The organism is Halobacillus sp. K22 (assembly GCF_052246795.1).
GTDB lineage: Bacteria > Bacillota > Bacilli > Bacillales > Halobacillaceae > Halobacillus.
The window spans coordinates 19761-43718 of sequence record NZ_JBQQCN010000008.1; the positions used below are offsets into that span (position 1 = coordinate 19761).

The 23958-nt window shown below is 45.6% G+C and carries 22 protein-coding genes and 1 riboswitch; of the genes, 10 read left to right on the top strand and 12 right to left on the bottom strand.

The window, feature by feature from the left end; all coding sequences use genetic code 11:
• Positions 1-318 precede the first annotated feature (318 nt).
• The gene (locus ACTWPM_RS07785) at positions 319-2346 is read right to left on the bottom strand and encodes an iron ABC transporter permease (RefSeq protein ID WP_443132496.1); all 2028 of its coding nucleotides are present in this window, start codon (positions 2344-2346) and stop codon (positions 319-321) included.
• A 5-nt stretch (positions 2347-2351) separates the two neighbouring features.
• Positions 2352-3383, bottom strand: coding sequence for an ABC transporter substrate-binding protein (locus tag ACTWPM_RS07790; protein WP_443132497.1), 1032 nt, complete (start codon positions 3381-3383; stop codon positions 2352-2354).
• A 313-nt stretch (positions 3384-3696) separates the two neighbouring features.
• Between ACTWPM_RS07790 and ACTWPM_RS07795 the strand changes: the two genes are divergently transcribed.
• Complete coding sequence (locus ACTWPM_RS07795; RefSeq protein WP_443132498.1) at positions 3697-4830, top strand: zinc-dependent alcohol dehydrogenase; 1134 nt, start codon at positions 3697-3699, stop codon at positions 4828-4830.
• 837 nt (positions 4831-5667) lie between these two features.
• Positions 5668-6537 carry a manganese catalase family protein gene (locus ACTWPM_RS07800; RefSeq protein WP_443132499.1) on the top strand — a complete coding sequence of 290 codons (870 nt, stop codon included), beginning with the start codon at positions 5668-5670 and terminating at the stop codon, positions 6535-6537.
• A gap of 104 nt (positions 6538-6641) precedes the next feature.
• Here ACTWPM_RS07800 and ilvA read toward each other — a convergent pair whose 3' ends face one another.
• The 9 genes from ilvA to ilvE form a co-directional block, all read right to left on the bottom strand.
• Positions 6642-7601, bottom strand: a complete 960-nt coding sequence (ilvA, locus tag ACTWPM_RS07805) for a threonine ammonia-lyase (protein ID WP_443132500.1) — start codon at positions 7599-7601, stop codon at positions 6642-6644.
• Positions 7602-7615: 14 nt separating this feature from the next.
• On the bottom strand, positions 7616-8221 hold the full coding sequence (gene leuD / locus ACTWPM_RS07810) for a 3-isopropylmalate dehydratase small subunit (protein ID WP_443132501.1): 606 nt from the start codon (positions 8219-8221) through the stop codon (positions 7616-7618).
• A 12-nt stretch (positions 8222-8233) separates the two neighbouring features.
• Positions 8234-9646: a 3-isopropylmalate dehydratase large subunit gene (gene leuC / locus ACTWPM_RS07815; protein ID WP_443132502.1), complete on the bottom strand. Its 1413-nt coding sequence runs from the start codon at positions 9644-9646 to the stop codon at positions 8234-8236.
• Between the two features lie 25 nt (positions 9647-9671).
• Positions 9672-10778, bottom strand: coding sequence for a 3-isopropylmalate dehydrogenase (gene leuB / locus ACTWPM_RS07820; protein WP_443132503.1), 1107 nt, complete (start codon positions 10776-10778; stop codon positions 9672-9674).
• Between the two features lie 13 nt (positions 10779-10791).
• The gene (locus ACTWPM_RS07825; RefSeq protein ID WP_443132504.1) at positions 10792-12339 is read right to left on the bottom strand and encodes a 2-isopropylmalate synthase; all 1548 of its coding nucleotides are present in this window, start codon (positions 12337-12339) and stop codon (positions 10792-10794) included.
• Positions 12326-13357 (bottom strand): ketol-acid reductoisomerase, encoded by a 1032-nt coding sequence (ilvC, locus tag ACTWPM_RS07830; protein WP_014642813.1) that lies wholly within the window; start codon positions 13355-13357, stop codon positions 12326-12328. The genes ACTWPM_RS07825 and ilvC overlap by 14 nt, the downstream gene beginning before the upstream one ends.
• Positions 13358-13386: 29 nt before the next feature.
• The gene (ilvN, locus tag ACTWPM_RS07835; protein WP_443132505.1) at positions 13387-13908 is read right to left on the bottom strand and encodes an acetolactate synthase small subunit; all 522 of its coding nucleotides are present in this window, start codon (positions 13906-13908) and stop codon (positions 13387-13389) included.
• Positions 13905-15620 carry a biosynthetic-type acetolactate synthase large subunit gene (gene ilvB, locus ACTWPM_RS07840; protein WP_443132506.1) on the bottom strand — a complete coding sequence of 572 codons (1716 nt, stop codon included), beginning with the start codon at positions 15618-15620 and terminating at the stop codon, positions 13905-13907. Before ilvB ends, ilvN begins: the two co-directional genes overlap by 4 nt.
• Before the next feature lie 396 nt (positions 15621-16016).
• The gene (gene ilvE / locus ACTWPM_RS07845; protein WP_443132507.1) at positions 16017-16919 is read right to left on the bottom strand and encodes a branched-chain-amino-acid transaminase; all 903 of its coding nucleotides are present in this window, start codon (positions 16917-16919) and stop codon (positions 16017-16019) included.
• Positions 16920-17626: 707 nt separating this feature from the next.
• Between ilvE and ACTWPM_RS07850 the strand changes: the two genes are divergently transcribed.
• From ACTWPM_RS07850 to ACTWPM_RS07865, 4 genes are all read left to right on the top strand, one after another.
• Complete coding sequence (locus ACTWPM_RS07850; RefSeq protein ID WP_443132508.1) at positions 17627-17806, top strand: hypothetical protein; 180 nt, start codon at positions 17627-17629, stop codon at positions 17804-17806.
• Between the two features lie 39 nt (positions 17807-17845).
• Positions 17846-18058: a hypothetical protein gene (locus ACTWPM_RS07855; RefSeq protein ID WP_443132509.1), complete on the top strand. Its 213-nt coding sequence runs from the start codon at positions 17846-17848 to the stop codon at positions 18056-18058.
• Between the two features lie 27 nt (positions 18059-18085).
• Positions 18086-18694 carry a methyl-accepting chemotaxis protein gene (locus tag ACTWPM_RS07860; protein ID WP_443132605.1) on the top strand — a complete coding sequence of 203 codons (609 nt, stop codon included), beginning with the start codon at positions 18086-18088 and terminating at the stop codon, positions 18692-18694.
• A gap of 136 nt (positions 18695-18830) precedes the next feature.
• Positions 18831-18953, top strand: a complete 123-nt coding sequence (locus tag ACTWPM_RS07865) for a YjcZ family sporulation protein (protein WP_443132510.1) — start codon at positions 18831-18833, stop codon at positions 18951-18953.
• 598 nt (positions 18954-19551) lie between these two features.
• On the opposite strand, the gene ACTWPM_RS07870 is transcribed toward ACTWPM_RS07865, so the two are convergent.
• On the bottom strand, positions 19552-20094 hold the full coding sequence (locus tag ACTWPM_RS07870) for a hypothetical protein (protein WP_443132511.1): 543 nt from the start codon (positions 20092-20094) through the stop codon (positions 19552-19554).
• Positions 20095-20342: 248 nt separating this feature from the next.
• Here ACTWPM_RS07870 and ACTWPM_RS07875 point away from each other — a divergent pair, with 248 nt between their 5' ends.
• From ACTWPM_RS07875 to ACTWPM_RS07890, 4 genes are all read left to right on the top strand, one after another.
• Positions 20343-21245 carry an EamA family transporter gene (locus ACTWPM_RS07875; protein WP_443132512.1) on the top strand — a complete coding sequence of 301 codons (903 nt, stop codon included), beginning with the start codon at positions 20343-20345 and terminating at the stop codon, positions 21243-21245.
• Positions 21246-21378: 133 nt separating this feature from the next.
• Positions 21379-21484: riboswitch (SAM riboswitch) on the top strand.
• A gap of 83 nt (positions 21485-21567) precedes the next feature.
• Positions 21568-21873: an OsmC family protein gene (locus tag ACTWPM_RS07880; RefSeq protein ID WP_443132513.1), complete on the top strand. Its 306-nt coding sequence runs from the start codon at positions 21568-21570 to the stop codon at positions 21871-21873.
• Positions 21874-21902: 29 nt separating this feature from the next.
• Positions 21903-22049: a hypothetical protein gene (locus ACTWPM_RS07885; protein WP_443132514.1), complete on the top strand. Its 147-nt coding sequence runs from the start codon at positions 21903-21905 to the stop codon at positions 22047-22049.
• Positions 22046-23659 (top strand): sodium:solute symporter family protein, encoded by a 1614-nt coding sequence (locus ACTWPM_RS07890; protein WP_443132515.1) that lies wholly within the window; start codon positions 22046-22048, stop codon positions 23657-23659. Before ACTWPM_RS07885 ends, ACTWPM_RS07890 begins: the two co-directional genes overlap by 4 nt.
• Positions 23660-23958: the final 299 nt, after the last annotated feature.

Consider the following 23958-nt stretch of genomic DNA (forward strand, 5'->3'; position numbering starts at 1 on the left):
GTCGTTATACTAGAAGACTCAGTTTCGAGATAATTGGGTTATGAGGAAGATCCTTCGGGGGACGATTTCGCTTTCCGGCCCTGCACGACGCAGGGTCGATCGACCCTACTTCGTGTAGGGCCGCAGGAAAGCGAGTTGTTTCCGTAGCCACCCTCCTCAATTGTGGGTAACGGACCTAAAAGTTATCTCTAAACTGAGTCTCCAACAATCCGGCCCTATTTAGCAATAAGCTGCTGGATATCATCAGGAACGTATAACAGAACTAATAAAAAAGCCGTGCGGTGATGGAAATTAAACCATCATCGCATGGCTTTTTTGTCAGGCTGCACGCTTCTTCATCAGCCATAAGAAATAAGGGGCACCGATAAGAGCCACTAAAATCCCCGATGGAATCTCATTCGGAGCAAGCAGCGTCCGGCTGAATAAATCTGCGACGAGCAGCAGTAATCCTCCGAGCAGCATCGTAACCGGCAGAAGTTTCTGGTTAGCACTCCCGACCAACAGACGAGCCACGTGCGGAGCAATTAAGCCAACGAATCCAATCGATCCGACGGCTGCCACACTGCATGCTGCAAGCAAAGTAGCGATCATCGCCATTTGGAACCGGACCGATCTCACTTTCAGCCCCAACCCTTTCGCGGTGTCATCCCCTAGAGACAGCACATCTAGCGTCTTGATATAGAAAACAAGTAGAGGTATAAACAGAATAACTGGCCATAACAGGTACTGCAGCAGCTGAGACCAGCCTTTCGCGTAAGTGGTGCCGGACAACCACGTTAAAGCAGAGGCAACTCCCAGGTCAGCCTGAACCACAAGAATTTGGATAATGGCCGATCCAAAAGCAGATACTCCAATTCCAAGCAGGGCTAGAATCGTAGGCTGAAATTCTGCTCTCGCCCCTAGTCCCATAACGATTAAGAAAAAAACAAACGCGCCGATCATAGCTCCGACAGGAATCCAGACAGCAGAGACACTGAAGACATACATGGTCATCAATGCCCCGACCCCTGCACCGGAAGTAATTCCAATGACAGATGGATCGGCAAGTGGATTGCGGAGAACTCCTTGAAAAATCAGACCACTGACCGCTAGAATCGCCCCGCTGAATAAAGCTACAAGAGCTCGCGGAAGTCTTAAATTAAGAATGAAATTACGAATAAATTCATTGGAGGAACCAAAGAATGCATCCCAGGCCACCAATGGTTCAAATCCATAGTTGCCTGAAGACATACTGATTAGAATAGTTAAAACAATAACGGCTCCAAGCATAGGCAGAAGCTTATTCAACGAAAGATTGACCGCTCCGCTTCCTGCCATAATCGTTCCTGTATCTCCGCTCCCCGAACTTTGCTTCATGCGCATGACCAGCCAGATGAGCCACGGAGATCCAATCAGTGCGGTAATCGCCCCGACGGGAAGCTCGGAGAATGACGGATCAATGATTCTTGCAAAAATATCGGCAAGTAGCAGCACATTGCCTCCCCATAAAAAGGAACCGATTACGAGCGGAATATGCGAACGGTAACCGATTAATTTAATAATGTGGGGCGCAACTAAACCGACAAATCCGATCGGACCGACGACACTTACAGTTACACTCGTCAACAAAACCGCTGCGAGGATCGTAATCAGCTTCACAACACGGACATTTTGACCAAGCGCGGTCGCTACATCATCCCCAAGTGTAAGCGTATCCAGCTTCTGTGAAAACACAAAGGCTGTCAGCATTCCTGCGGCTATTAAGGGAAGGGAGAACTGGACGCCGTCCCAGTTATTTTGGATCAGTGTCCCAGACCCCCATAGAAAAAGCCCCTGCGTCTCGTTCTCGTAGAAGATCTGCAGCACAGACGTTAGAGATGAGAAGAGAAACGTAACAATCATTCCCGCAAGCACCATGCGGACCGGGGTGGCGTTCCCCGCCCCTGACAATAGATAAACCGCAGCGAACGTAAGGATACCGCCGAGGAAGGCTGTCACAATTCCATTCGCAAACATAATAAATGGGAAGAAAATCGTCGTCAGAACAACAGCAAAATAGGTACCCGAATGAATGCCGAGCGTACTTGCTGAAGAAAGCGGGTTCTTTGTTACCGTTTGGAGAATTACACCGGAAACCGCAAGTGCACCGCCGGCAAGTATCCCCATAACAGCTCTCGGCAACCTTAAAATCCGGACAGTGTGATGTTTGATCGTATCCTGAGGGTTAAAAAGCGCATCTACGACGGTCCCAAGTGGAATGGAAACGTTCCCCTGATTAATATGTATAAATGTCAATAAACATAATAATGCGGTCCCACCTCCGAAGGTGAGAACCGCGATTATCGTCTGTTTTAAGTTCAAATTCATAAGCTTCACTCGCTTTGGTTTTCGTTCAGCATCGCATCGGTCACTTGCTTCGCTAGTACCTCAGCCGATAGTGGCCCGCCGAAGGTCCAAGTATCTCCCGGCATCTTGTATGTGCGATCTTCCTGAACAAATTTAAGGTCCTCCCAGGCAGGATTGCCTTTCAGCTGATTTGTGAAGATGTTATCTTCTTCCTGCACAATGTAGAAGAAATGAGCATCCTGATAATTCTGGAGAGTCTCCACAGTTGTGGATGTGTATCCGTAAACCTCAGTTTTGTCTGGTTGATGAGCGTTTTGCAAACCAATGTTCTTCATTACTTTTGAAACGATAGAATTAGGTGTGAAAAGTCTCAATGTTGGTGTGTTTTGAGATGTAAAAGCTTGAGTCATTACATATTCCGTATCTTCCTTGCCGGCTTCAGTTATGCGTGCCTGCTGCTCACGGAACGTTTTCTCCATGTCTTTAACCACTTTTTTAGCTTGATCTTCTTTACCTGTAATTTTAGCTACCGTATTGAACTCGTCCAGCATATTCTGATACTGGTCTTTCGCCGCTTCCTCGGAATAAGGAGCAAACATTACGGTTGGCGCAATATCTTCCAGCTGATCAGCAATTGCCTCGTGGCGGAATTTCACGCCGATAATTAAGTCGGGATCCAACCGGGAAATGGCTTCCAGATTAGGCTCCTGACGTGTGCCTACATCTTCAACCGAATCGCTTAACGATTTACCTGCATCGACCCACTTGCCATAGCCGTCCAGATCAGCCACACCCGCAGGCTCCATTCCAAGCGCCTGCAGATCTTCAGCATAGGTCCATTCTAAAACGACGATGTTTTCAGGAGTTCCTTCGATCGTCTTCTCTCCCATTGCATCCTGAATATTTATAGTGCGCTGTTCATCTTTTTCTTCTTCCTTCGCTTCTTTGGACTGATCTCCTGAGCCTTCAGAAGCTTCGCCACCCTCATCCGCTCCATTTCCGCAGGCGGTTAACGTAACGACTAATAATACCAGGATAAGCCATCCTATTTTTTTCATATTTCTTACACCCTCTCCTAAAAATTAACCCTTTCAACCTGAGCCGTTCTATGTATAAACAGACTTTAATTGATAAAGATTCTCATTTTCATTGTACTACCAATCATAACGAACCCCTATCCCTCTGTCAATCATAATCATAAGGCATTTAATAGTTAATCTAGTAACTTTTCACTCATTTGTTCAAAGGAACATTTAACGGAGTTTTTTAAGCCTAAGACTACTTAGAACACCCTCGAAATTAATTGGAATGAACCCTTCAATGAGAGGTCACACTAACAGGGTTAAGTATAAACTAGAGGTGAGTCATATAATGAAAGCCGTTACGTATCAAGGGAAAAACTCTGTTGCGGTCAAACAGGTCCCCTTTCCCAAAATAGAACATGAAGAAGATGTGATTATCCGTATTACTTCAACTGCGATATGCGGGTCAGATTTGCATTTGTATCAGGGGAACTTTCCTCTTCCAATTGGTTACATCATTGGACATGAACCCATGGGAGTTGTCGAGGAAATCGGCCCTAAAGTAAGAAATTTAAAAAGAGGGGATAGAGTCGTCATTCCATTTACAGTGGCATGCGGGCAGTGTATTTATTGCGACTCTCATCGTGAAAGTCAATGCGATCACGCAAATCCTCATTATGATTCCGGAGGGTATTTTGGCTATAGTGAAAAATTCGGAGATCACCCCGGAGGCCAGGCTGAATATCTGCGTGTACCTTTTGGAAATTATACACCCTTTAAAATTCCAGAGTCCTGTGAATTAGAGGATGAGTCTCTTCTATTTCTCTCTGACGTTCTTCCGACAGCATACTGGAGTGTAGAAAATGCTGGCGTGAAATCAGGAGATACGGTGATCGTTCTTGGTTGTGGCCCGATCGGCTTGATGGCCCAGCAGTTTGCCTGGCAAAAGGGAGCCGAACGCGTAATCGCTGTTGATTATATTGAAAATCGTCTGCAGCATTCCAAGAGAATGAATAAAACAGAGATTTTTAATTTCACCCAATATCCAGATATGGGCGAAACACTGAAGGAAATCACAAAGGGTGGCGCCGATATCGTCATTGACTGTGTAGGTATGGACGGCAAGAAGTCTCCCTTGGAATTCGTGGAGCAAAAATTAAAATTGCAGGGAGGAACGATTGGCCCCATTCAAATAGCCACAAAAGCGGTGAAAAAGTGTGGAACCGTTCAAATTACTGGAGTGTACGGAGGAAATTATAACCTTTTCCCTTTAGGTGCCTTTTTTTCACGTAACATTCAATTGAAAATGGGACAGGCCCATGCACGTTCTTTTATGGAACCCCTTTACAAGCAAATCATACGTGGTGAAATTGACCCCAGAAAAATAATCACTCATGAAATGGCCCTGGATCATGCTGCTCACGGCTATGAAATCTTTAACAAAAAGGAAGACAATTGTATCAAAGTAGTGCTAAAACCTTAGGAAATTCAGCCACCTTTCAGACCATGAAGTCAATGATTGATGTGAAAGTTAAGCTCCCGATACTGTAAGACTCAGATTTGAGATATTTAGTGAGAGAGTTAGGTCCTGCGGGGAACGACTCGCTTTCCGGCCCTGCACGACGCAGGGTCGTTCGACGTTGCCACAGGACGTGGCGATCTTAGTTGAACATCCCTTGTGCTGAGCCTCCTCAAGCTAAAGCTTTCCGGGGTCTCACCGATCATGTTTATCCCACAGGAGTCTCCCCGTTCCCCTCCGGACCTTGCGAAATATGGAGCTCGAAATCATGTTTAAAAAACTCTGGTTTATGGTGGAGAGACATTATTAACAATGAGCTTATCCAGCTATATGAATCCCGTTATATAGGCATTTGAGGCGGATCAAACTCTCCTTTTCGCATATAGAAGGGTCCGTTCGCTCTTCAATCATAGGGTGGCGAAGGAAACAAGGAGACTCCCGCGGGAGAAGGAGCTAGGCGAGACCCCACAGGGAGTGACAGCGACCGAGGAGGCTTGCCAGTTCCCCCGCAGGAAAGCGAGTTGTTTCTGTAGCCACACTCATCTACTTTTCGGCAACGGACCCCATTTATCTTGCATTCGAGTCTTCACGTATCCGGCCCTATTGCGTAATAAACATCTTATGAAAAATCAACAATAATCCTTAACAGTGCCAATCTTTTATAAGAGTTACCTAAAGTAAATGTAAGTTATAGGATCACTTAAAACAAATAACGAGCAGGCGAATATTGGTTCGTATGAGTTTACCGTCCTCCTTGGATAATAAGTAATGCTTCATTAATATCGTTGAGGAGGAAAACGTTTGTTTTATCATATAAAAGAATTACAATATAATGCCAAACCAAGCCAGCCGGACCCGGTGTATGCTAAGAAGCTCCAGGAGATCCTGGGAGGTCAGTACGGGGAAATGTCAGTTATGATGCAATATCTTTTCCAAGGGTGGAATTGCCGTGCGGAAGACAAATATCGAGACATGATCCTTGATATTGGTACAGAGGAAATTGCCCACGTAGAAATGATTGCAACCATGATTGCTCAGCTTCTGGATGGTGCCCCTGCAGGCGATCAGGACCAGGCCGCACAAGACCCGGCGGTAGAAGCTGTTCTGGGCGGAATGAACCCACAGCACGCGATTGTAAATGGATTGGGGGCCCAGCCAAATGACAGTGTGGGTTACCCATGGTCAGCACGTTATACCATTGCCAGTGGAAACTTGCTGGCAGACTTTCGTGCCAATTTAAATGCGGAATCTCAAGGAAGGCTGCAAGTATGCCGTCTTTATGAGATGACGACAGACCCCGGGGTTAGAGATATGCTGTCGTTCCTGATTGCAAGGGATACTATGCACCAGAATCAATGGATGGCAGCCATCGAAGAACTTGAACAAACCCAGGGATCAGTCGTACCAAGCACATTTAACCAACAGTATGAAAAACAGGAAGTATCCTACTCATTCATGAATTACTCAGAAGGAGAAGAAAGTCGTGTAGGCAGATGGGCAAGCGGACAGACGCTTGATGGCCAGGGGCATTTTGAATACATCCAAAATCCTGAAGCTATGGGTCAGAAACCATCTTTAAACCCTGCACCCGACTATATGCATGGAACACCTCCTCTAGAAATGAGAAAAACGCCAGCACAACGTCAAATGGATCCAAGGATGCATATTTAAATGATAAGGGGAAACCAAGGAGGTTTCCCCTTATCATTTAATGAAGTTCCGCCAAATAAAAACAGATGCCCCGTCAGGAGCATCTGTTCCTTTACCTTATCTTCTTAAACTAACGCTGCTTGCTTTGGGCGCGCTGCTTGATAAATAGAGGGAAGTTTGGATATATCCATATTTCCGCCACTTACAATCACACCCGCCTGTTTACTTTGAAATTCTCCCTGGTGATACAGGGCTCCTGCTAGAGCAGAAGCTCCCGCACCTTCCACCAGCGTTTTTTCTCGTTCCAGCAAGTGAAGCATCGTTTGAGCGATTTCATGCTCTTCTACAGTGATTACCTGATCCACATATTTCTGGATACAAGGATAGGTAAGTTTTCCTTTTTCCTTGACGGCAATCCCATCAGCAATGGTAGCGACTGATGTTAGTTTTTCAGGTCCTTTTTTGTAAAAAGAGTTATAGACACATGAAGCTTCGGCAGCCTGTACGCCGATTACCTGAATATCCGGTTTCAGCTGCTTAGCTGCAAAGGACACTCCGCTGATTAATCCGCCGCCGCCAATGGGCACAAACAGCGTATCGATGTCCGGCTGCTGCTGCAGCATTTCCACCGCGATCGTCGCTTGTCCGGCCATGACCTCGTAATCATCAAATGGATGAAGAAAAGTCGCACCACTCTCTTTTTGTTCAACAAGAGCAGCGGTATAAGCTTCCTGAAACGATTCTCCGGTTAATACCACAGTGGCACCATACCCTTCTGTCGCTTCCACCTTAGCTTTCGGCGTCGCTTCCGGCATAAATATGCGGGCACTGATTCCTCTTTTACGGGCGGCTACAGCGACGCCCTGGGCATGGTTGCCGGCTGAAGCGGCAATAACCCCTCGTTCGGCTTCCTCTTCTGACAAGCAGGCCACTTTATAAGAAGCTCCCCGTACTTTAAAAGCTCCTGTTTTCTGCTGATTTTCCATCTTGAGATAGACGGTTTGACCGGCTTGCTGATTAAATGTAGAGGAGGTCTCAAGCGGAGTCCGGTGCACCACTCCTTGTAATTTTTCATGAGCCTCCATCACTTTAGCTAGCGTTAAGAAATCCCCAACGTCTTCACTCCCTTTGTATTATTTTCGTATTGGTCAATTTTGTCTTCGTGGGTCAAGGTGACCGCGATTTCATCCCAGCCATTGAGTAACATTTCTTTATGATACTGCTGGATATCAAAATTAACTTCCATTTCTCTACCATAAACGACTTGTTTTTCCAAATCAACCGATAATCCATAAGTTTCTTCGTCTGCTTTTTTCATTAATTTTTCTACAGCGGAATTCGGCAGCTGAATCGGCAGAATTCCATTTTTAAAGCAGTTATTATAGAAGATATCGGCAAAACTCGGAGCAATCACTACTTTAAAACCATAATCTTGAATCGCCCAGGGTGCGTGCTCTCTTGAAGAGCCGCAGCCGAAGTTTTCACCTCCCACCAGGATCGAGGCATCTTTATACTTGGGATCATTTAATGAAAAGTTCTCTTTTAGCGAACCGTCGTCGTTAAAACGCCAGTTGTAAAAAAGAAACTGTCCAAATCCGGTTCGTTCAATCCGCTTCAGAAATTGCTTAGGAATAATCTGATCGGTATCAACGTTGGATCGATTCAGTGGATAGACGATTCCGTGATGCTTTTTCAAAGGTTCCATCTGCTCACCCTCCTAAACGGTACTCATCTGTTTTCTGACGTCTACGAAGCGGCCTTCAAGTGCAGCAGCTGCTGCCATTTCAGGACTGACCAGATGGGTTCTGGCTCCATTTCCCTGACGTCCTTCAAAGTTTCGGTTCGATGTTGAGGCACAGCGTTCACCAGGTGGTACGATATCATCATTCATCGCCAGGCACATGCTGCAGCCTGCGTCTCTCCATTCGAAACCGGCGTCAATGAATACCTTGTCCAATCCTTCTTCTTCAGCCGCCAGCTTCACCGATTGGGAGCCTGGTACGACAAGGGCTCTAATCCCTTCATGGACACGGCCGCCTTTCACAATATCAGCCGCTTTTCTCAAATCGCTGATCCTTGAGTTCGTGCAGGAACCGATAAAAACATGCTCAATAGGAATGGACTGAATGGTTTGATTCGCTTCCAGTCCCATGTACTCCAGCGCACGCTCGATGCTGTCTCTTTCATCATCAGTTTCGGCATCGAGTGGATCTGGTACTTGAGCGGAAACAGGTACACAATGAGAAGGATTTGTTCCCCAGGTGACTTGCGGCTCGATTTCATCGGCGTGTATTTCAAGCTCCATATCGTACCGTGCTCCTGGATCCGATGCCAGGTTCAGCCACTGCTGGGCAGCTTTATCAAATTCTTCTCCTTCAGGCACGTAACGTTTCCCTCTCAAGTACTCGACCGTAGTCTCGTCCGGGCTGATCAGTCCGGCTCTTGCTCCTGCTTCAATGGACATGTTGCAAATCGTCATTCGTTCTTCCATGGACAAGTTACGGATCGCTTCGCCTGTATATTCAATGACGTGGCCGGTTCCGAATCGAACACCGAAACGGCCAATAACGGCGAGGATCAAGTCTTTCGCTGTTACGCCTGTTCCTAACCTGCCATCGATATGAACCTGAAGCGTCTTCGGTGGCGCCTGCCAGATCGACTGCGTCGCAAGCACGTGTTCCACTTCACTTGTACCGATTCCGAAAGCTAATGCACCAAAAGCTCCGTGAGTAGAGGTATGGCTATCGCCGCAGACAATGGTTTTGCCCGGCTGTGTTAACCCTAGCTCTGGTCCAATAACGTGGACAATCCCTTGATCCGGGTGATTAATATCGGCCAGGCTGATACCAAATTCCTCACAGTTTTTTTCGAGCGTCTCCATTTGTTTCTTGGAAATCTGATCTTTAATGACGTTTCTGTGAATGGTCGGAACGTTATGATCCATGGTGGCATACGTCAGGTCCGGCCGGCGGACTTTCCTCCCGCTCAGGCGCAGACCTTCAAACGCCTGGGGAGAGGTTACCTCATGAATCAGATGCAAGTCGATATAGAGGAGGTTCGGCTTCCCTTCTTCTTTATGAACGACATGCTGATCCCAAACTTTTTCAATAATTGTTTTCGGTTGACTCAATGTGTACCGCTCCCTTCTTCGAATATTACACGTAGCACCTCATGATATTTTCAGTCGTGTCACTCGTGCTTAATTGTTCAATCACTTTATTGGCAAGTTCACTTCCGCTGACCGGGATACCTCCGTTAATGTTGAGATCTGAGGTATGGTAACGAGCTGCTAACACGTCCTGGACCGCTTTCTCAACTTGTTCAGCTTCTTCTTCCATTTTGAAAGAATGCTTCAGCATCATCGCAACGGATAAAATCGATGCCAGTGGATTCGCTTTGTTTTGACCGGCAATGTCAGGCGCTGAGCCGTGAACCGGCTCATATAAACCGACGCCGTCTTTTCTGATGCTTGCCGACGGAAGCATACCAAGCGATCCGGTTAATACAGACGCTTCATCACTTAAAATGTCTCCAAACATGTTCTCTGTCACAATGACGTCAAAGTACGAAGGATTCGTTACGAGCTTCATCGCTGCAGCATCGACAAGCATATGCTCAACCGTTACTTCCGGATAATCCTGCTTTTTCTCTTCAACAATTTCGCGCCACATGCGGCTCGATTCTAATACGTTTGCTTTATCCACGGAGGTCAGATGGTTTCTTCTTAGTCTTGCACTCTGGAAAGCCTGTTCAACGATCCGCTCGATTTCATGTCTTGAGTAAGCAAGCGTATCGACGACTTCCGCACCGTTATTTCTTCTCTCGCTCGGTTCCCCGAAGTAGAGGCCTCCTGTCAACTCACGTACGATCAGCAGATCACTTCCTGTGACGACTTCAGGCTTTAAGGGGGAGGCATGGAGAAGCTGCTGGAATGCCTTTACGGGGCGCAGATTAGCGAATAATCCCAGCTGTTTGCGAATGCCAAGCAGTCCTTTTTCAGGGCGCATATGGCCGGGCAGGTCATCCCACTTCGGCCCTCCTACAGCGCCTAAAAATACAGCATCCGCTTTATGACAAGCTTCAATTGTATCTTCCGGTAAAGGGGTGCCGTCCTGATCAATGGCGCTCCCTCCGATGTTCTGTGTTTCGAAGGTGAACGTATGCTGATGCTGCTCAGCTATCGTTTCAAGCACGCGCTTAGCGGCTTTGGTAACTTCGGGACCGATCCCGTCTCCCGGTAAAAGTACAATGTGCTTTTTCATAAGATTTCCCCCTTTATACTTGAACCTGCTTTTGAACTGGTTCCGTGTTCTTTCTATATAATGTGCGGTTTACGGCGTTTAAGAAAGCATGAGCAGATGCTTCAAGAACGTCCTGAGCAGATCCGCGTCCGGAAGCTTTCACATCATCTACGGTTAGCTGGACGTGTACTTCAGCCAGTGCATCTCTCCCTCTACCAATCGAGCTTAACTGATAGTCCTGCAGATGCACGTCGGCATCGATCAAGTCATCCAGCGTGTTGTAGATGGCTTCTACACTGCCGTCGCCTGTATTGGCTTTCTCGACTTCTTCGCCATCCGGTTTGGTAAGAAGTACGGTGGCCGTCGGTCGATTGATGCTTCCGTATTGAACCTGGAAGGCTTTCAACTCGTATTTCGGCTGATCTTTGTCTTCGGTCTGCGTATCAGTCAAGATGGCAAACAAGTCGTCGTCTGTGACTTCTTTCTTCTTCGCCGTTAAGTTCTTGAATGATTCGAACGCTTCTTTCAATTTCTCGTCTGTCAGTTCATAGCCCATCGATTCAGCTTTTTGTTTGAAAGCGTGACGGCCAGAGTGTTTACCCATAACCATACGATTGGAATCGATTCCCACCATCGCTGGTGTGATAATTTCGTAAGTGGAAGCATCTTTCAGCATACCGTCCTGGTGAATACCGGATTCGTGAGCAAATGCGTTACGGCCGACAACCGCTTTGTTACCTGGAACCATCATTCCGGTCATACGGCTGACCAAATCACTTGTTCTTTTAATTTCTTTCAAGACAAGGTTCGTTTGATAATCGTAACGGTCTTTGCGGATTTCAAGAGCGACTCCGATTTCTTCAAGGGCCGCGTTTCCAGCACGTTCGCCAATTCCGTTGATCGTACCTTCGATCTGGCGCACTCCGTTTTCAATAGCAGCAATGGAGTTGCTGACGGCCATGCCTAGATCATCGTGGCAGTGAGCCGAAAGAATCGCCTGATCAATATTCGGAACGCGTTCTCTTACTTCACGGAACATGCGCCCGTATTCATCCGGCGTTGAATACCCAACCGTATCCGGAAGGTTAATCACGGATGCACCAGCATCAATCACTTTTTCAATGATATGAACAAGGAAATCGATATCGGTACGGCTCGCATCTTCTGCAGACCACTGCACGTGAGGGAATTTCTCTTTCGCGTAAGATACAGCTTCTACCGCTGTTTCCACCACTTCATCTGGTGTTTTCTTAAGCTTATGAGTCATATGAATGGCTGAGGTAGCCAAGAACACATGAAGTCTAGGCTCTGCTCCGCCTTTCAAGGCTTCCCAGGCAATGTCGATATCTTTCTTGTGAGCTCTCGCAAGGCCCGTAACTGAAACGTTTCTCACCGTGTTCGCAATCTCACGGACGGATTCAAATTCTCCCTGGGAGGAAGCAGGAAAACCCGCTTCCATAATGTCTACCCCAAGGCGTTCCAGCTGCTTCGCAATCTCCAATTTTTCCAGGCGGTCCAAGTTTACGCCAGCTGACTGTTCTCCGTCTCTAAGAGTTGTATCGAATACGTTAACGTGAGCCATGAGAGACCACTTCCTTTTCTTTAGATTGGGATTTCTTAACAAAAGGCATTAACTCTCGGAGTTCTCTACCCACCTTTTCAATTGGATGATTGCTCTCCAAGTTGTTGATTGCTTCGAATTCCGGACGATTCACTTTATTTTCTAAGATCCAGCCTTTTGCAAATTTACCAGTCTGGATGTCCTGCAGCACATCTTTCATGCGGGCTTTTGTATCTTCGTTGATGACGCGCGGGCCAGATACGAAGTCGCCCCATTGAGCTGTGTCAGAGATAGAATAACGCATGCCTTCAAGTCCGCCTTCATACATCAAGTCAACGATTAGCTTCAGCTCGTGCATACATTCGAAGTACGCAACTTCCGGCTGGTATCCTGCTTCGGTTAATGTTTCAAAACCGGCTTTGACAAGACTTGTTAGTCCACCGCATAGTACAGCCTGCTCACCGAATAGATCCGTTTCCGTTTCTTCCTGGAAGCTTGTTTCCAGAACACCGGCACGGCCGCCGCCGATGCCTTTAGCGTAAGCTAATGCGATTTCTTTTGCTTCTCCTGATACGTCCTGCTCGACTCCGATAAGTGCTGGTACGCCGGCTCCTTCTTCAAATGTTCTTCTTACAAGGTGTCCCGGCCCTTTTGGAGCTACCAGGAATACATCTACGTTAGATGGAGGAACGACCTGGTTGAAGTGAACGTTGAAGCCGTGTGCAAATGCAAGAGCTGCATTTTCTTTCAAGTTCGGCTTGATGGATTCCTCAAAAACGGTTGGCTGGTGTTCGTCTGGTAAAAGAACCATAACTACGTCAGCATCTGCTACAGCGTCCGCTACTTCTTTTACTTCCAGTCCATCCTGTTCCGCTTTATCCCATGACTTCCCTTTTCTTAAGCCAACGACAACGTTGTGGCCGCTTTCCTTTAAGTTCTGTGCGTGAGCGTGGCCCTGGGAGCCATAGCCTACAACGGCAACCTTCTTATTTTGTAGAACCTCATCTTTGATATCGTTGTGGTAGTAAACATGTGCCATTTAAAATCTTCCTTTCTGTAATAGAGTAATTAGTTTAATAGAGAATAAGATTTTACTTCTGCTGATTGAGGCTGATGACCCCGTTTAAAGGCAGTTAAGCCGGTTCTTGCAAGCTCTTTGACTCCATAAGGTCGTAAGAGTTCGATCAGCGCATCGACCTTATCGGATTTTCCTGTGACCTGGACCGTTACGCTTTCTTTACTTACGTCAATGATCGTAGCCCGGAACGGTTCGATAATGCCCTGGATTTCACTTCGTATCTGCGGGTTGCTGATCACTTTTACCAGGGCGAGTTCCCGAGCGACAATCGCTTTGTCTGTAATATCGGAAACCTTCAGTACATCAATCTGTTTATTCAGCTGTTTGGTCAGCTGTTCAAGTTTACGGTTATCTTCCACATCGACCACGAACGTCATTTTGGAAACGCCCTCTGTTTCAGTGCGGCCGACGGAAATACTTTCAATATTGAACTGCCGTTTAGCGAGCAGCCCGGTTACTCGGTTTAATACGCCGCTGCGATTATGGACAATCGCAGTTACAATCCTTTTCATGGTTTCACCCCGATCATTTCGTGTAGTCCTTTGCCTGGTGCAATCATTGGATACACATTTTCACTTTGAAGTACTCGGCAATCTACAACGGCCGGCTTATCATCTGCAAGGATGTCCGGAAGAACCTCTTCAAGCGTTTTCGGTGAATCAATGTAATAACCAGGGATTTGATAACTCTCCGCAAGTTTTACGAAGTCAGGCTGCGTATCAATGATGGAGGAAGAGAAACGACCGTCGTAAAACTTCTCCTGCCACTGACGCACCATGCCGAGCGCCTGATTATTTACAATGATGATCTTCACCGGCAATCCGCGTTCCTGAAGAACGGACAGTTCTTGAAGTGTCATTTGGAAGCCGCCGTCACCTACGATAGCTACGCAGGTGGATTCCATATCCGCAAGCTGTGCGCCGATGGCTGCCGGGAATCCATACCCCATCGTGCCAAGTCCGCCTGATGTTACCCAGCGGTTCGGCTGATCAAAATGGTAGTACTGAGCCGCCCACATCTGATGCTGGCCAACGTCGGTGGTTACTACTGCTTCACCGCGGGTATAGTCATATACTTTCTTCACAAGCCACTGCGGAACAATATCTTTGTCTTTCTGGTGATACCACAATGGATAGTCCGCTTTACGTGCCCAGCTCTGATCGAGCCATTCCTTATGATCAAGCTTCGTTACTTCTTTGTTATTTAACGCCTTCAAAGCCGCCTTGGCATCGGATACGATCGGGATTGATGTCGGAACGTTTTTCCCGATTTCTGCCGGATCGATATCGACGTGAGCCACTTTGGCTGTTGGTGCAAAATGCTTTAAGTTGCCTGTAAGACGATCATCAAAGCGAGCACCGATGTTGATAAGAAGATCACATTCATATAGGGCCATATTGGCAGCGTACGTTCCATGCATGCCTCCCATGCCCAGCGATAAACGATCGCTGCCAGGATAACTTCCAAGGCCTAGCAAGGTAGATACGACCGGGATTTCATAGTTTCTTGCGAAAGTTCTAAGTTCTTCCGAAGCTCCTGCATGGATGATACCTGAACCCGTAAGGATGACAGGTTTTTTCGCCTGCGTTAGCGCTTCGTGAAGCTTCGAGATCTGGAGTGGATTCGGTTTCAGCGTCGGTTGATATCCAGGAAGATGAAAGTGATGAATAACATCCTTTGCATAAACTTCAGCCGAGATATCTTTTGGTATATCAACTACCACTGGTCCCGGACGCCCGGTAGTGGCAATGTGAAAGGCTTCTTTCACAATCCGCGGAAGCTCCTCGATATTTTGAACCTGATAATTGTGTTTCGTTATTGGGGTCGTGATGCCCATAATGTCTGACTCCTGGAAAGCATCCGTTCCAATGACTCCTTTGGCTACCTGGCCTGTAAAAACAACCAGTGGGATCGAGTCCATCATCGCATCCGCAATGCCGGTTACCAGGTTGGTTGCCCCCGGCCCTGAAGTACCAATAACAACGCCTGCACGGTTCGCTACTCGAGCATATCCTTCAGCTGCGTGAATCGCTCCCTGTTCATGACGGGGAAGGACGTGATCAAAGCTTCCTTCTGCCCGGAAAATGGCATCGTAAATTGGGAGAACGGCACCTCCCGGGTAACCAAATAAAGTATCGACACCTTGTTCAATCAAGGATTCAACCAGCAAATCCGCTCCTGTCTTAGTGACTGCCTGCTCTTTCACACTTGCCTCTGCCTTCATTTTTTAATCCCTCCTTAGAGTATTTAGAAAATCACTGCGGCCAATCTCTTCCACTATTATTAAAATAAAAAAGACCTTTCCATCCTCACTTCCTCATATACACGTCGGTATAAGGAAAGAGAGGGGTGAAAAGGTCTTTTACTTTCACGGTACCACCCTCGTTTCGTGAAGCGTATAAGCTTCACCTCAGGGAGTTCTCTTAGAACTCCTTTTGATAACAGGTGCGAATAAAAACACCTGGTCCCGCCTACTAGTAAACCGTTCAGCGTGAACACTCAAGGATGATGTCAGAATAAGATGTATTTCCGGGCTTCCAGCAACCCCGGCTCTCTGTGAATACAAGAACTTATTCCTTTATTCCCGTCTTCGTGTTAGTCTCTATTAACTTTTTAAAGTCTAGCTTACTTGAACTTTATCTTTGTTATACACTTTATAGCCATCCGTTGTCGTAATCTTGCGGAATTCAGAAAGCAGGTGGTTGGTTACTACCCCTGGCTTTCCATCCCCGACCGGACGCTGATCCACTTCTACCACTGCAATGACCTCGGCTGCTGTGCCAGTGAGAAATACTTCATCAGCAACGTACACATCGTGACGAGTAAATGGCTGTTCTTTCATCTCGTAGCCTTTCTCATTAGCAAGATCAATGATCGCATTTCTTGTAATGCCTTCCAGCGCCCCTAAATAAGTAGGGGGTGTATAGATGGTACTGTTTTTTACGATAAAAATATTGTCTGCTGAGCCTTCTGTTACGTAGCCTTGATCATTCATCATCAGCGCTTCGTCTACTCCAGCCTGATTTGCTTCCATTTTCACTAGAATATTATTTAAATAGTTTAATGATTTCACTTGAGGCGGAAGTACGTCTGGACGGTTTCGTCTGCTGGAAACCGATGCGAGCCTTACCCCGCGCTCATATAGTTCTTTCGGAAACAAAGCAAGTGCTTCAGCAATGACAACCACTCTTGGATTTGAACAACTGGAAGGGTCTAAACCGAGATTACCCATTCCCCGGGAGACAACCACTCGAATGTAAGCTGTTTCCAACTGGTTCTTGCGGACGGTTTCAGCAATAATCTCTTTCATCTCCTCCTTCTCATAAGGCATCTGAAGCATGATTGATTTTGCTGAATCATAGAGGCGGTTTAAATGTTCGTCTAATTTGAAGATGTTGCCTTCATAGACTCGAATACCTTCGAATACCCCGTCTCCATATAAGAAACCGTGGTCGTAAACGGATACGACGGCCTCATTCTTATTTACAAATTCGCCGCTTAAATAAATCCATTGGCTGCTCATCCTTAGCACTCCTTTCTTTTATATATTTAATGTTTGAAACGATAGATTTATGAAGGAAAAAATAGTGGACCCTGACTCAGGGAAATTACATTCGTTTATATGAGCAGGGTCCCATAGGGGTCCTTCCACATGATCAACCTTCCGTTGGCGTTTCAGAGAATTACCGGTGAAGTTGATTGAGGACTACTTTAAACGGATTTCGCCAGAAGGTCAACAGGTTTTAAGTAAATTTTCTGAACACTTAGATTATTCAGCATAAAAGTGAAGCGCTTACATGCTTGTATGCCATGAGGTATGCGGCTTCAAGCGTACTTTCTTTTTTTCTTTTTTATCTTAATTTTTGCATTTATCTTTACTCTTCAGTCAATCATCCGATGGAATAAAAGAAAGGATACGGATCCAATTTAATAGGTTTTTTTTAACAGGTAATTTTGATTACTTACAACGAACTTATGATGAAAATTACTGACTAAATACTCAGGAATTTTTCTTCGCCCGCAAAAATTGTGATGATGTATGGAGTCGGCCTACCCTTCTCCTTCCGTCTGGACAGAATCATTAATTCTAAAAGAAAGCGAGCATTTTTATGAAACTGAAACGATCTCTCACCTTTATCTATCAGCTTAGCCATAATCATTTATGGTGCTTTATGTTACAGTCTATCCTTCCATTTCACGCCCGCAGCCGGGCTCTCGATTTCCGGAGGATTGACCATTATAACTGTCGTCGTTCTGATCTTGCTTTTTACCACTGCAAAGAGCCGTAATTGGCAGGAAGAGCAAGCTCATAGGGAAGAAAAAGAAAGTGAATATGAATCTATCCGTCACTCCCTGAAAGAACTTCGGCACGTCGAAGCACATAGTGAACATTTGAATAAGATGAATTAACAAGTAACCTAGTCTTCTGAGCAGGTCAGTACGCAGTTAATGGAAATGGTAGAAGACATCCAGATCGAAGGTGAACACTTAATACAGTTCCAGAGCCAGATGGAAAGCATCAATGAAATGATCCAGTCTCTCGGTGATATCATTGAAACCTCTGCTTCAACGTCTGAAAATGTCCGCTCTTTGTCGAATGACGGGAAAGAAAAAGTGAATGAATTTAATCATGTGTTTACCGAGATCATACGGTTCACCTAACTATTTGGCAGTTTTAATGAGAAACTTCTGAAACAAATGAAAAAAGTAACGGAAGCACTCGGAGCTATCGAATACATTTCCAATCAGACCAATCTGCTGGCCTTAAATGCTTCTATTGAGGCAGCAAGAGCAGGTGAGCATGGAAAAGGCTTCGGTGTCGTAGCAGACGAAATCCGTAAGCTCTCCGCTCAGGTGAAAGAGAGTGCCGCTACGATTGAAAATGTCATCAGCCAGGTCAACGCAAGTATTTCTGACCAGAAAAAGTCGTATGATACGGAAACAGAAGCCCTAAATTCAGGGAAAGAGAAAGCCGAAGAGATGACTGGGATTTTCGATCAGGTTATTGAAAATATTTCTGAACTCCATGTCCAATCCAAACAAGTGCAGATTCATTCCGCTGATGTTATGAACGAAAAGGATAAGACCCAGGAGAAATTCGCGGAAATCCACCGGCTCACTCAGCAGTTAAGCGCAAACACAGAAGGATCTTCGGAAAAAATTATGGAACAGCAGAGGACGATGATGGAACTTGATATCACCGACATGACCATGGTAGAACATGGGCAGAAAATTAAAGCAAACCTTCTGGAGCATTTACAAACAAGCGATAACGTCCGGCTTGCTCCGTCCGAGTGAATTAAATGACCGTAATGAACAAGAACGCATTCAAAAGGGCTCCTGATTTATTTTAAAACCACCCTGGTCATCCGCCCTCCCAACTTGCCTGAATTTTCATAGCCTATCGTATAGGACAAAAAAAGGTGGTGAAGATATGGGCTGGTATGGTGGCTGTGGATACGGCGGCGGTGGCGGAAACTACGGAGGTAGTACTTTCGTCTTGATCGTTGTTTTGTTCATTCTATTGATTATTGTTGGAGCTTCTTTTTATAACTAGTATGAATACAGTAGTGAGTCATTGATACCCGTTTCAGATGATTCACTTCTCAATACCGGAGGCGTTTTTCAAACCTTCTGGTCTATTTAAATGAGCGCAGAGAGCCAGGTCCTTTAAACAAAGGACCTGACTTTTTCTTTGAACTGCGTATTCAGGAAAGTACAGCTAAGTCTGTAAGCGGAATGAAGAGATAAGTTTATATAGTGAAAGGCGTCTGTTAAACAATGTTGTTGACTTTCAAATACGCTTGTTGCACTAAAGGGCCGTATACTTTAAGACTCAGTTTCGAGATATTTTGTAGAGATAGGGGCTCCAGGGAAACGACGAGACTCCCGCGGGAGAAGGAGCGAGGCGAGACCCCACAAGGAGTGTTAACGACTGAGGAGGCTTGCCAGTTCCCCCGCAGGAAAGCGAGTTGTTTCCGTAGCCGCCCCCTCCTTTTTCTGGCAATGGACCCGAGTTATCTCGAAACTGAGTCTTAAAGAAACGGGAGCTTTTCTTCAACATTTAACATGGAGGTTGGCAGGACCATTAAAAAAGAACTCCTGATTGGGGAGTTCTTTTTTATATACTTATACAAATCAGTTGGCTGACTATCCTATAATTTCCGCTCCGCACTTTGAGTGATTTGATTTAAATAAAAATCTTTGAGTGACAGTTCAGGTCCAAAAGGGAAAAGCTGTTCGTTTCTATCAGAAGATGGCTCTTCCAGATCTGAAGATTCCTGTTTGGAAACTTCCTTTTTAGCCTGTTCGCCGGTAGATTTGTAACTGATATGAAACTCTTCTTGATAAATAGGGGTCTCATTCATAGCTTCTTGCTGCTTCATGCCGGATATCCAAGTCTCGAACTTATAGGTGCCACGGTCAATAATTACGCATAAATCTTCAAGTGACTGAGTCAGTTCTATTAAACAATCCATCCCATTTTTTAAGATGATCCCTTGTTTCCGCGCTTTTTCTAACGAATGTTCCAGTTTATATGGCTCTTCTTTATAACTAAATTCCACATAACAACTGCTGCGGTCCCAGTTGAATGTAAAATCCTCAATTTTCAAACGCTTCATCACATTGACCAGATTCGTTTCCACCATACCCTGCTCTTTATACGGCATTAACTTTAATAGACTATTCTTGAACATCCCCACGAACACTCCCTTTTTTTCTGATTTATAGTGATTTCCTTATACCAATCATTTCGACGAAAGGGAGAAAATCCCTGTAAAAATCGTTTTACATTTATCGCTATGATTTGCAAGCATTCACCTCAAAATACGACATACTTGAATTATTTTCCTCTTTTACATTGAGTTTTCAAGGGGGCTTTGAAATAATAGCATCAGTGTGTCGAATAATAGAAGCAGATCGTTAGGATCGGAGGTTTTAAGCAATGAATGGGAAAGGAATCACCCTGGTCTTCCTGGGGGCGGCAAGCTTTGGATTTACCCCCATATTTGTAAAAACAGGCTTTCAATACGGATACTCCCTGGGTCAGTTAAATATAGTCCAAATGCTCGCCGCCTTTGTCTTCCTGTGGGGCTTGTCTCTTTGGAAAGGACTTCGTATTAAAGAAATTCAGAAATCAGATCTTGTCAAAATTATCGCCACGGGCAGCACGGTGGGACTGACGGGTATTTTTTATTACGGAGCTATGCAGTACCTCCCTGCCTCTATTGCGATTATTCTGCTTTTCCAATTTGTTTGGATCGGTATGCTGTATGAATGGATTTTCACGAAAACTCCACCCGAACGCCTCCACTTGATTTCATTGGCCGTCACACTTACAGGAGTCGTGTTAGCTTCCGGACTTACAGGCGGTGATGGTCTGGATTTACACCCGATCGGTCTTATACTCGGACTGCTGTCAGGGTTTGCCTATGCCGGCTTTATTTTTTTCAGCGGTCAGGTGGCTGTCAACTCCCACCCTATATTGCGAAGTTCTCTTATGGTGACAGGATCTTTAGTGCTCGTGATGCTTGTGTTCATCCGCGACATCCCCACCATTCCCGTCCTGGACACGCGCTTATGGGCGATAGGTGCTGGGATTGCGCTTGTCGGTGCCGTTATACCTCCCCTGTTTTTCGCAGGAGGTGCTCCCCTTATTTCAGGCCGGCTCGCTAATGTGCTGAGCTCTGTGGAACTTCCGGTGGCGATTATTTCAGCTATGCTGATCCTTTCAGAAACGGTCACTCTTGTCCAGTGGACCGGCATTATTTTGATCCTTGCGGCTATTTTCATAAATGAGTTCGGCGGTAAGCTTGGGCAAAAAGAACAAAGACGTCAGGCGGGTTAAACTCTTTTTCCTAAACCTGGCAACCGTTAAACGGATCGCTCACCCTGTCTCTTCTTGTTTCCAAAGCTATTTTCTAAAAAGCAGTTGACAGATGATTAAGTTTACAAGTAGAATATTCGTTAAATTCATAATCTTCTTATCAAGAGCGGTGGAGGAAACTGGTCCTTTGATCCCGCGGCAACCTGTTTAAAAAACAAGGTGCTCATTCCAGCAGACATTTTCTGTCTGAAAGATAAGAGCCGGGACGTTCAAACCAACCCTTCTATTTTTCTTACAGAAAAGTAGAAGGGTTTTTTTATATTCAAAAATGGAGGGAAATGAAATGGTCGATCAGCAAACACAGAAGAAGTCAGCATTACGTTCCATTGACACACTAAGCAAGCGCACCAGCCAGTTTCAGAATGAGCACGCCATTCGGGATTTTACGTTTACGATTGATGAACCTGAGAAGCTTGGCGGTTCTAATGAAGCGTTAACTCCTATGGAATATATCATTGGATCGCTAAACGGATGTTTCATGATCGTTGTTGAAATGGTGGCAAAGGAAAAAGAGTTAACCATTGAAAAGCTGGAGGCTTCTTCAAGTGGAGCCATCGATCGCAGAGGACTGTTCGGACCGTTGATGTGAGCCCCCACTTTCAAACGGCAACGCTTAAGGTGGACGTTACATTTGCGCAGGAAGAAGTAGACGAAGAAGATTTTATTCAACACGTTCAAAAACGCTGCCCGGCTTACAACTTGTTTAAGGATGCAAACGTAGAAATTGAAGTCATTTGGAAAATCAACAAGGAGGTACAAACATGAGTTCATATGGAATTTGGATGATTTCACTCGCCTTATTATACACGCTCGCCCTCATCATCGTGGGTAATATTGCGAAACGAAAAGCCAACCGCGGCGAGCAATATTTCGTAGGGGGACGGACATTTAGATGGTGGACGGTGGCCTTTTGTATAACCGGCCTTTTCTCGGGTTCAACGTACATATCGATTGTCGAACTTTCCTATCTTACAGGAATTTCAGCCATATGGTACGGTGTCGCCGAAACCTTGCAAGTCTTACTGATTGCGCTATTATTAATTAAATCATTCCGTGAAAAGTTAGTTGTAACGATCTCAGGATTAATCGGAGATCAATTCGGCAGACGTGCTAAAGCTTTATCAGGTGCGATTACAGCATTCGCCTTCCCAATGTGGTCCGTCGCTACAGCGATTGCTTTTGCTTCTGCCTTTCATGTGTTTACCGGCGTTTCGTTATCCTTGTCCGTCGCTTTTACGGCTATTTTACTATTTGTTTATTTGCAGTCAGGCGGTATGTGGGCGGTTGCCTTTACACAAACCATGAACACGATTATTTTTGCCATTATGTTCATTATTGGAACTGTGGCTTTCTTTATCAACCCAGGCATCTCCGGATTACAGCAGCTTGCAGCCGATCAGCCGAGCATGTTTGATTGGGGTGGCGCCGGCCTTCAAGTGATCCTCGTATGGTTTGCCACTTTCCTAGTAAACGTGATTTTAGCGCAAGCCGCTTTTCAGATGGCCTTATCCTGTAAAACACCTGAAGAAGGTCGCAAAGGCTTAATTGTTGCAGAAGTGATGAGTGTTCCTTTTATTCTATTAGGTATTCTATTTGGCTTGTCAGCCGCTGCGGTCGTTCCTGACGCAAGTCTCGGACTCGTTGCTCTTCCCCAATATCTCATGGAAGTACTGCCTGCTCCTTTCGTGGGCCTATTCTTCTTAGGCATTTGGGCATGTGCTCTCGGGTGGGGTGCTCCTTGTCAGTTCTCAGGGGCAACCAGTCTTGGAAAAGACGTCGGAAGCGCCATTTTCCCTGGTGCATCTCCAGAACAGCTTGTTAAATACACCAAATGGTCGCTGCTGTTGCTGACAGGACTCATGATCATCTTCGGCTTCCTGCGCACAGAACAATCTGCCTGGTGGAACGTACTCGCCTGGACAATGAGAAACTCGGCCACTTTCGCACCAGTAGTGGCCGCATTATTCTGGCCGCTTGTCACAAAACGAGCCGTCCTCGGTTCCCTGTTTGGCGGGTTCGCAGCAGGATTAACCTGGTATCACTTAAGTAATTGGCACCCGGCTGATTTCTTCTTGAACATCCATCCGGTTTGGGTAGGAATGAGCGTCAATATTCTTGTCATGGTCCTGTTTACCGTTGCCTTCAACTATGGAAATTGGAAGATTACCAACGACCGCTCTGTTAAAGGAGCCGTTGTGCTGGCTGCCACTGCCGTGCTAGTTGTCGTTAACGCAATGTTCTATGAATCCCTGCACGCCGCTGGTGTCGTAGGTTTGACCCTATTCCTTAATGTACTAGCCGTATTTATCGGAAGTATTATTTATATCAAACCGAAAGTGACTGAAGCATCTGTACAAAAGAAAGTGATATCTTAGAAAATCGAAGGAACCCTTTAAAAAGTGTTTTAAGACATGTAAAAAAATAGAATACAAAAAAGCTTAGAGATGATTTGGCTCTAAGCTTTTTTGTAAGTTATGTATAGTATTTGTCTTTGATTATTAACCAAGCCTGCTCCGTTAATGAATTAAGTGATGGACCCCTGTTCAGCCAGCGCCCTCTTTTAGTGGATCACTAATACCACATTATCTCAAGGTACGATCTGCTTTCTTTTTTCCACAAATAAAAGTATTAGTGTGGCTATTGGCCCTATTATTAGAGAAAGAAAAAACCAGTT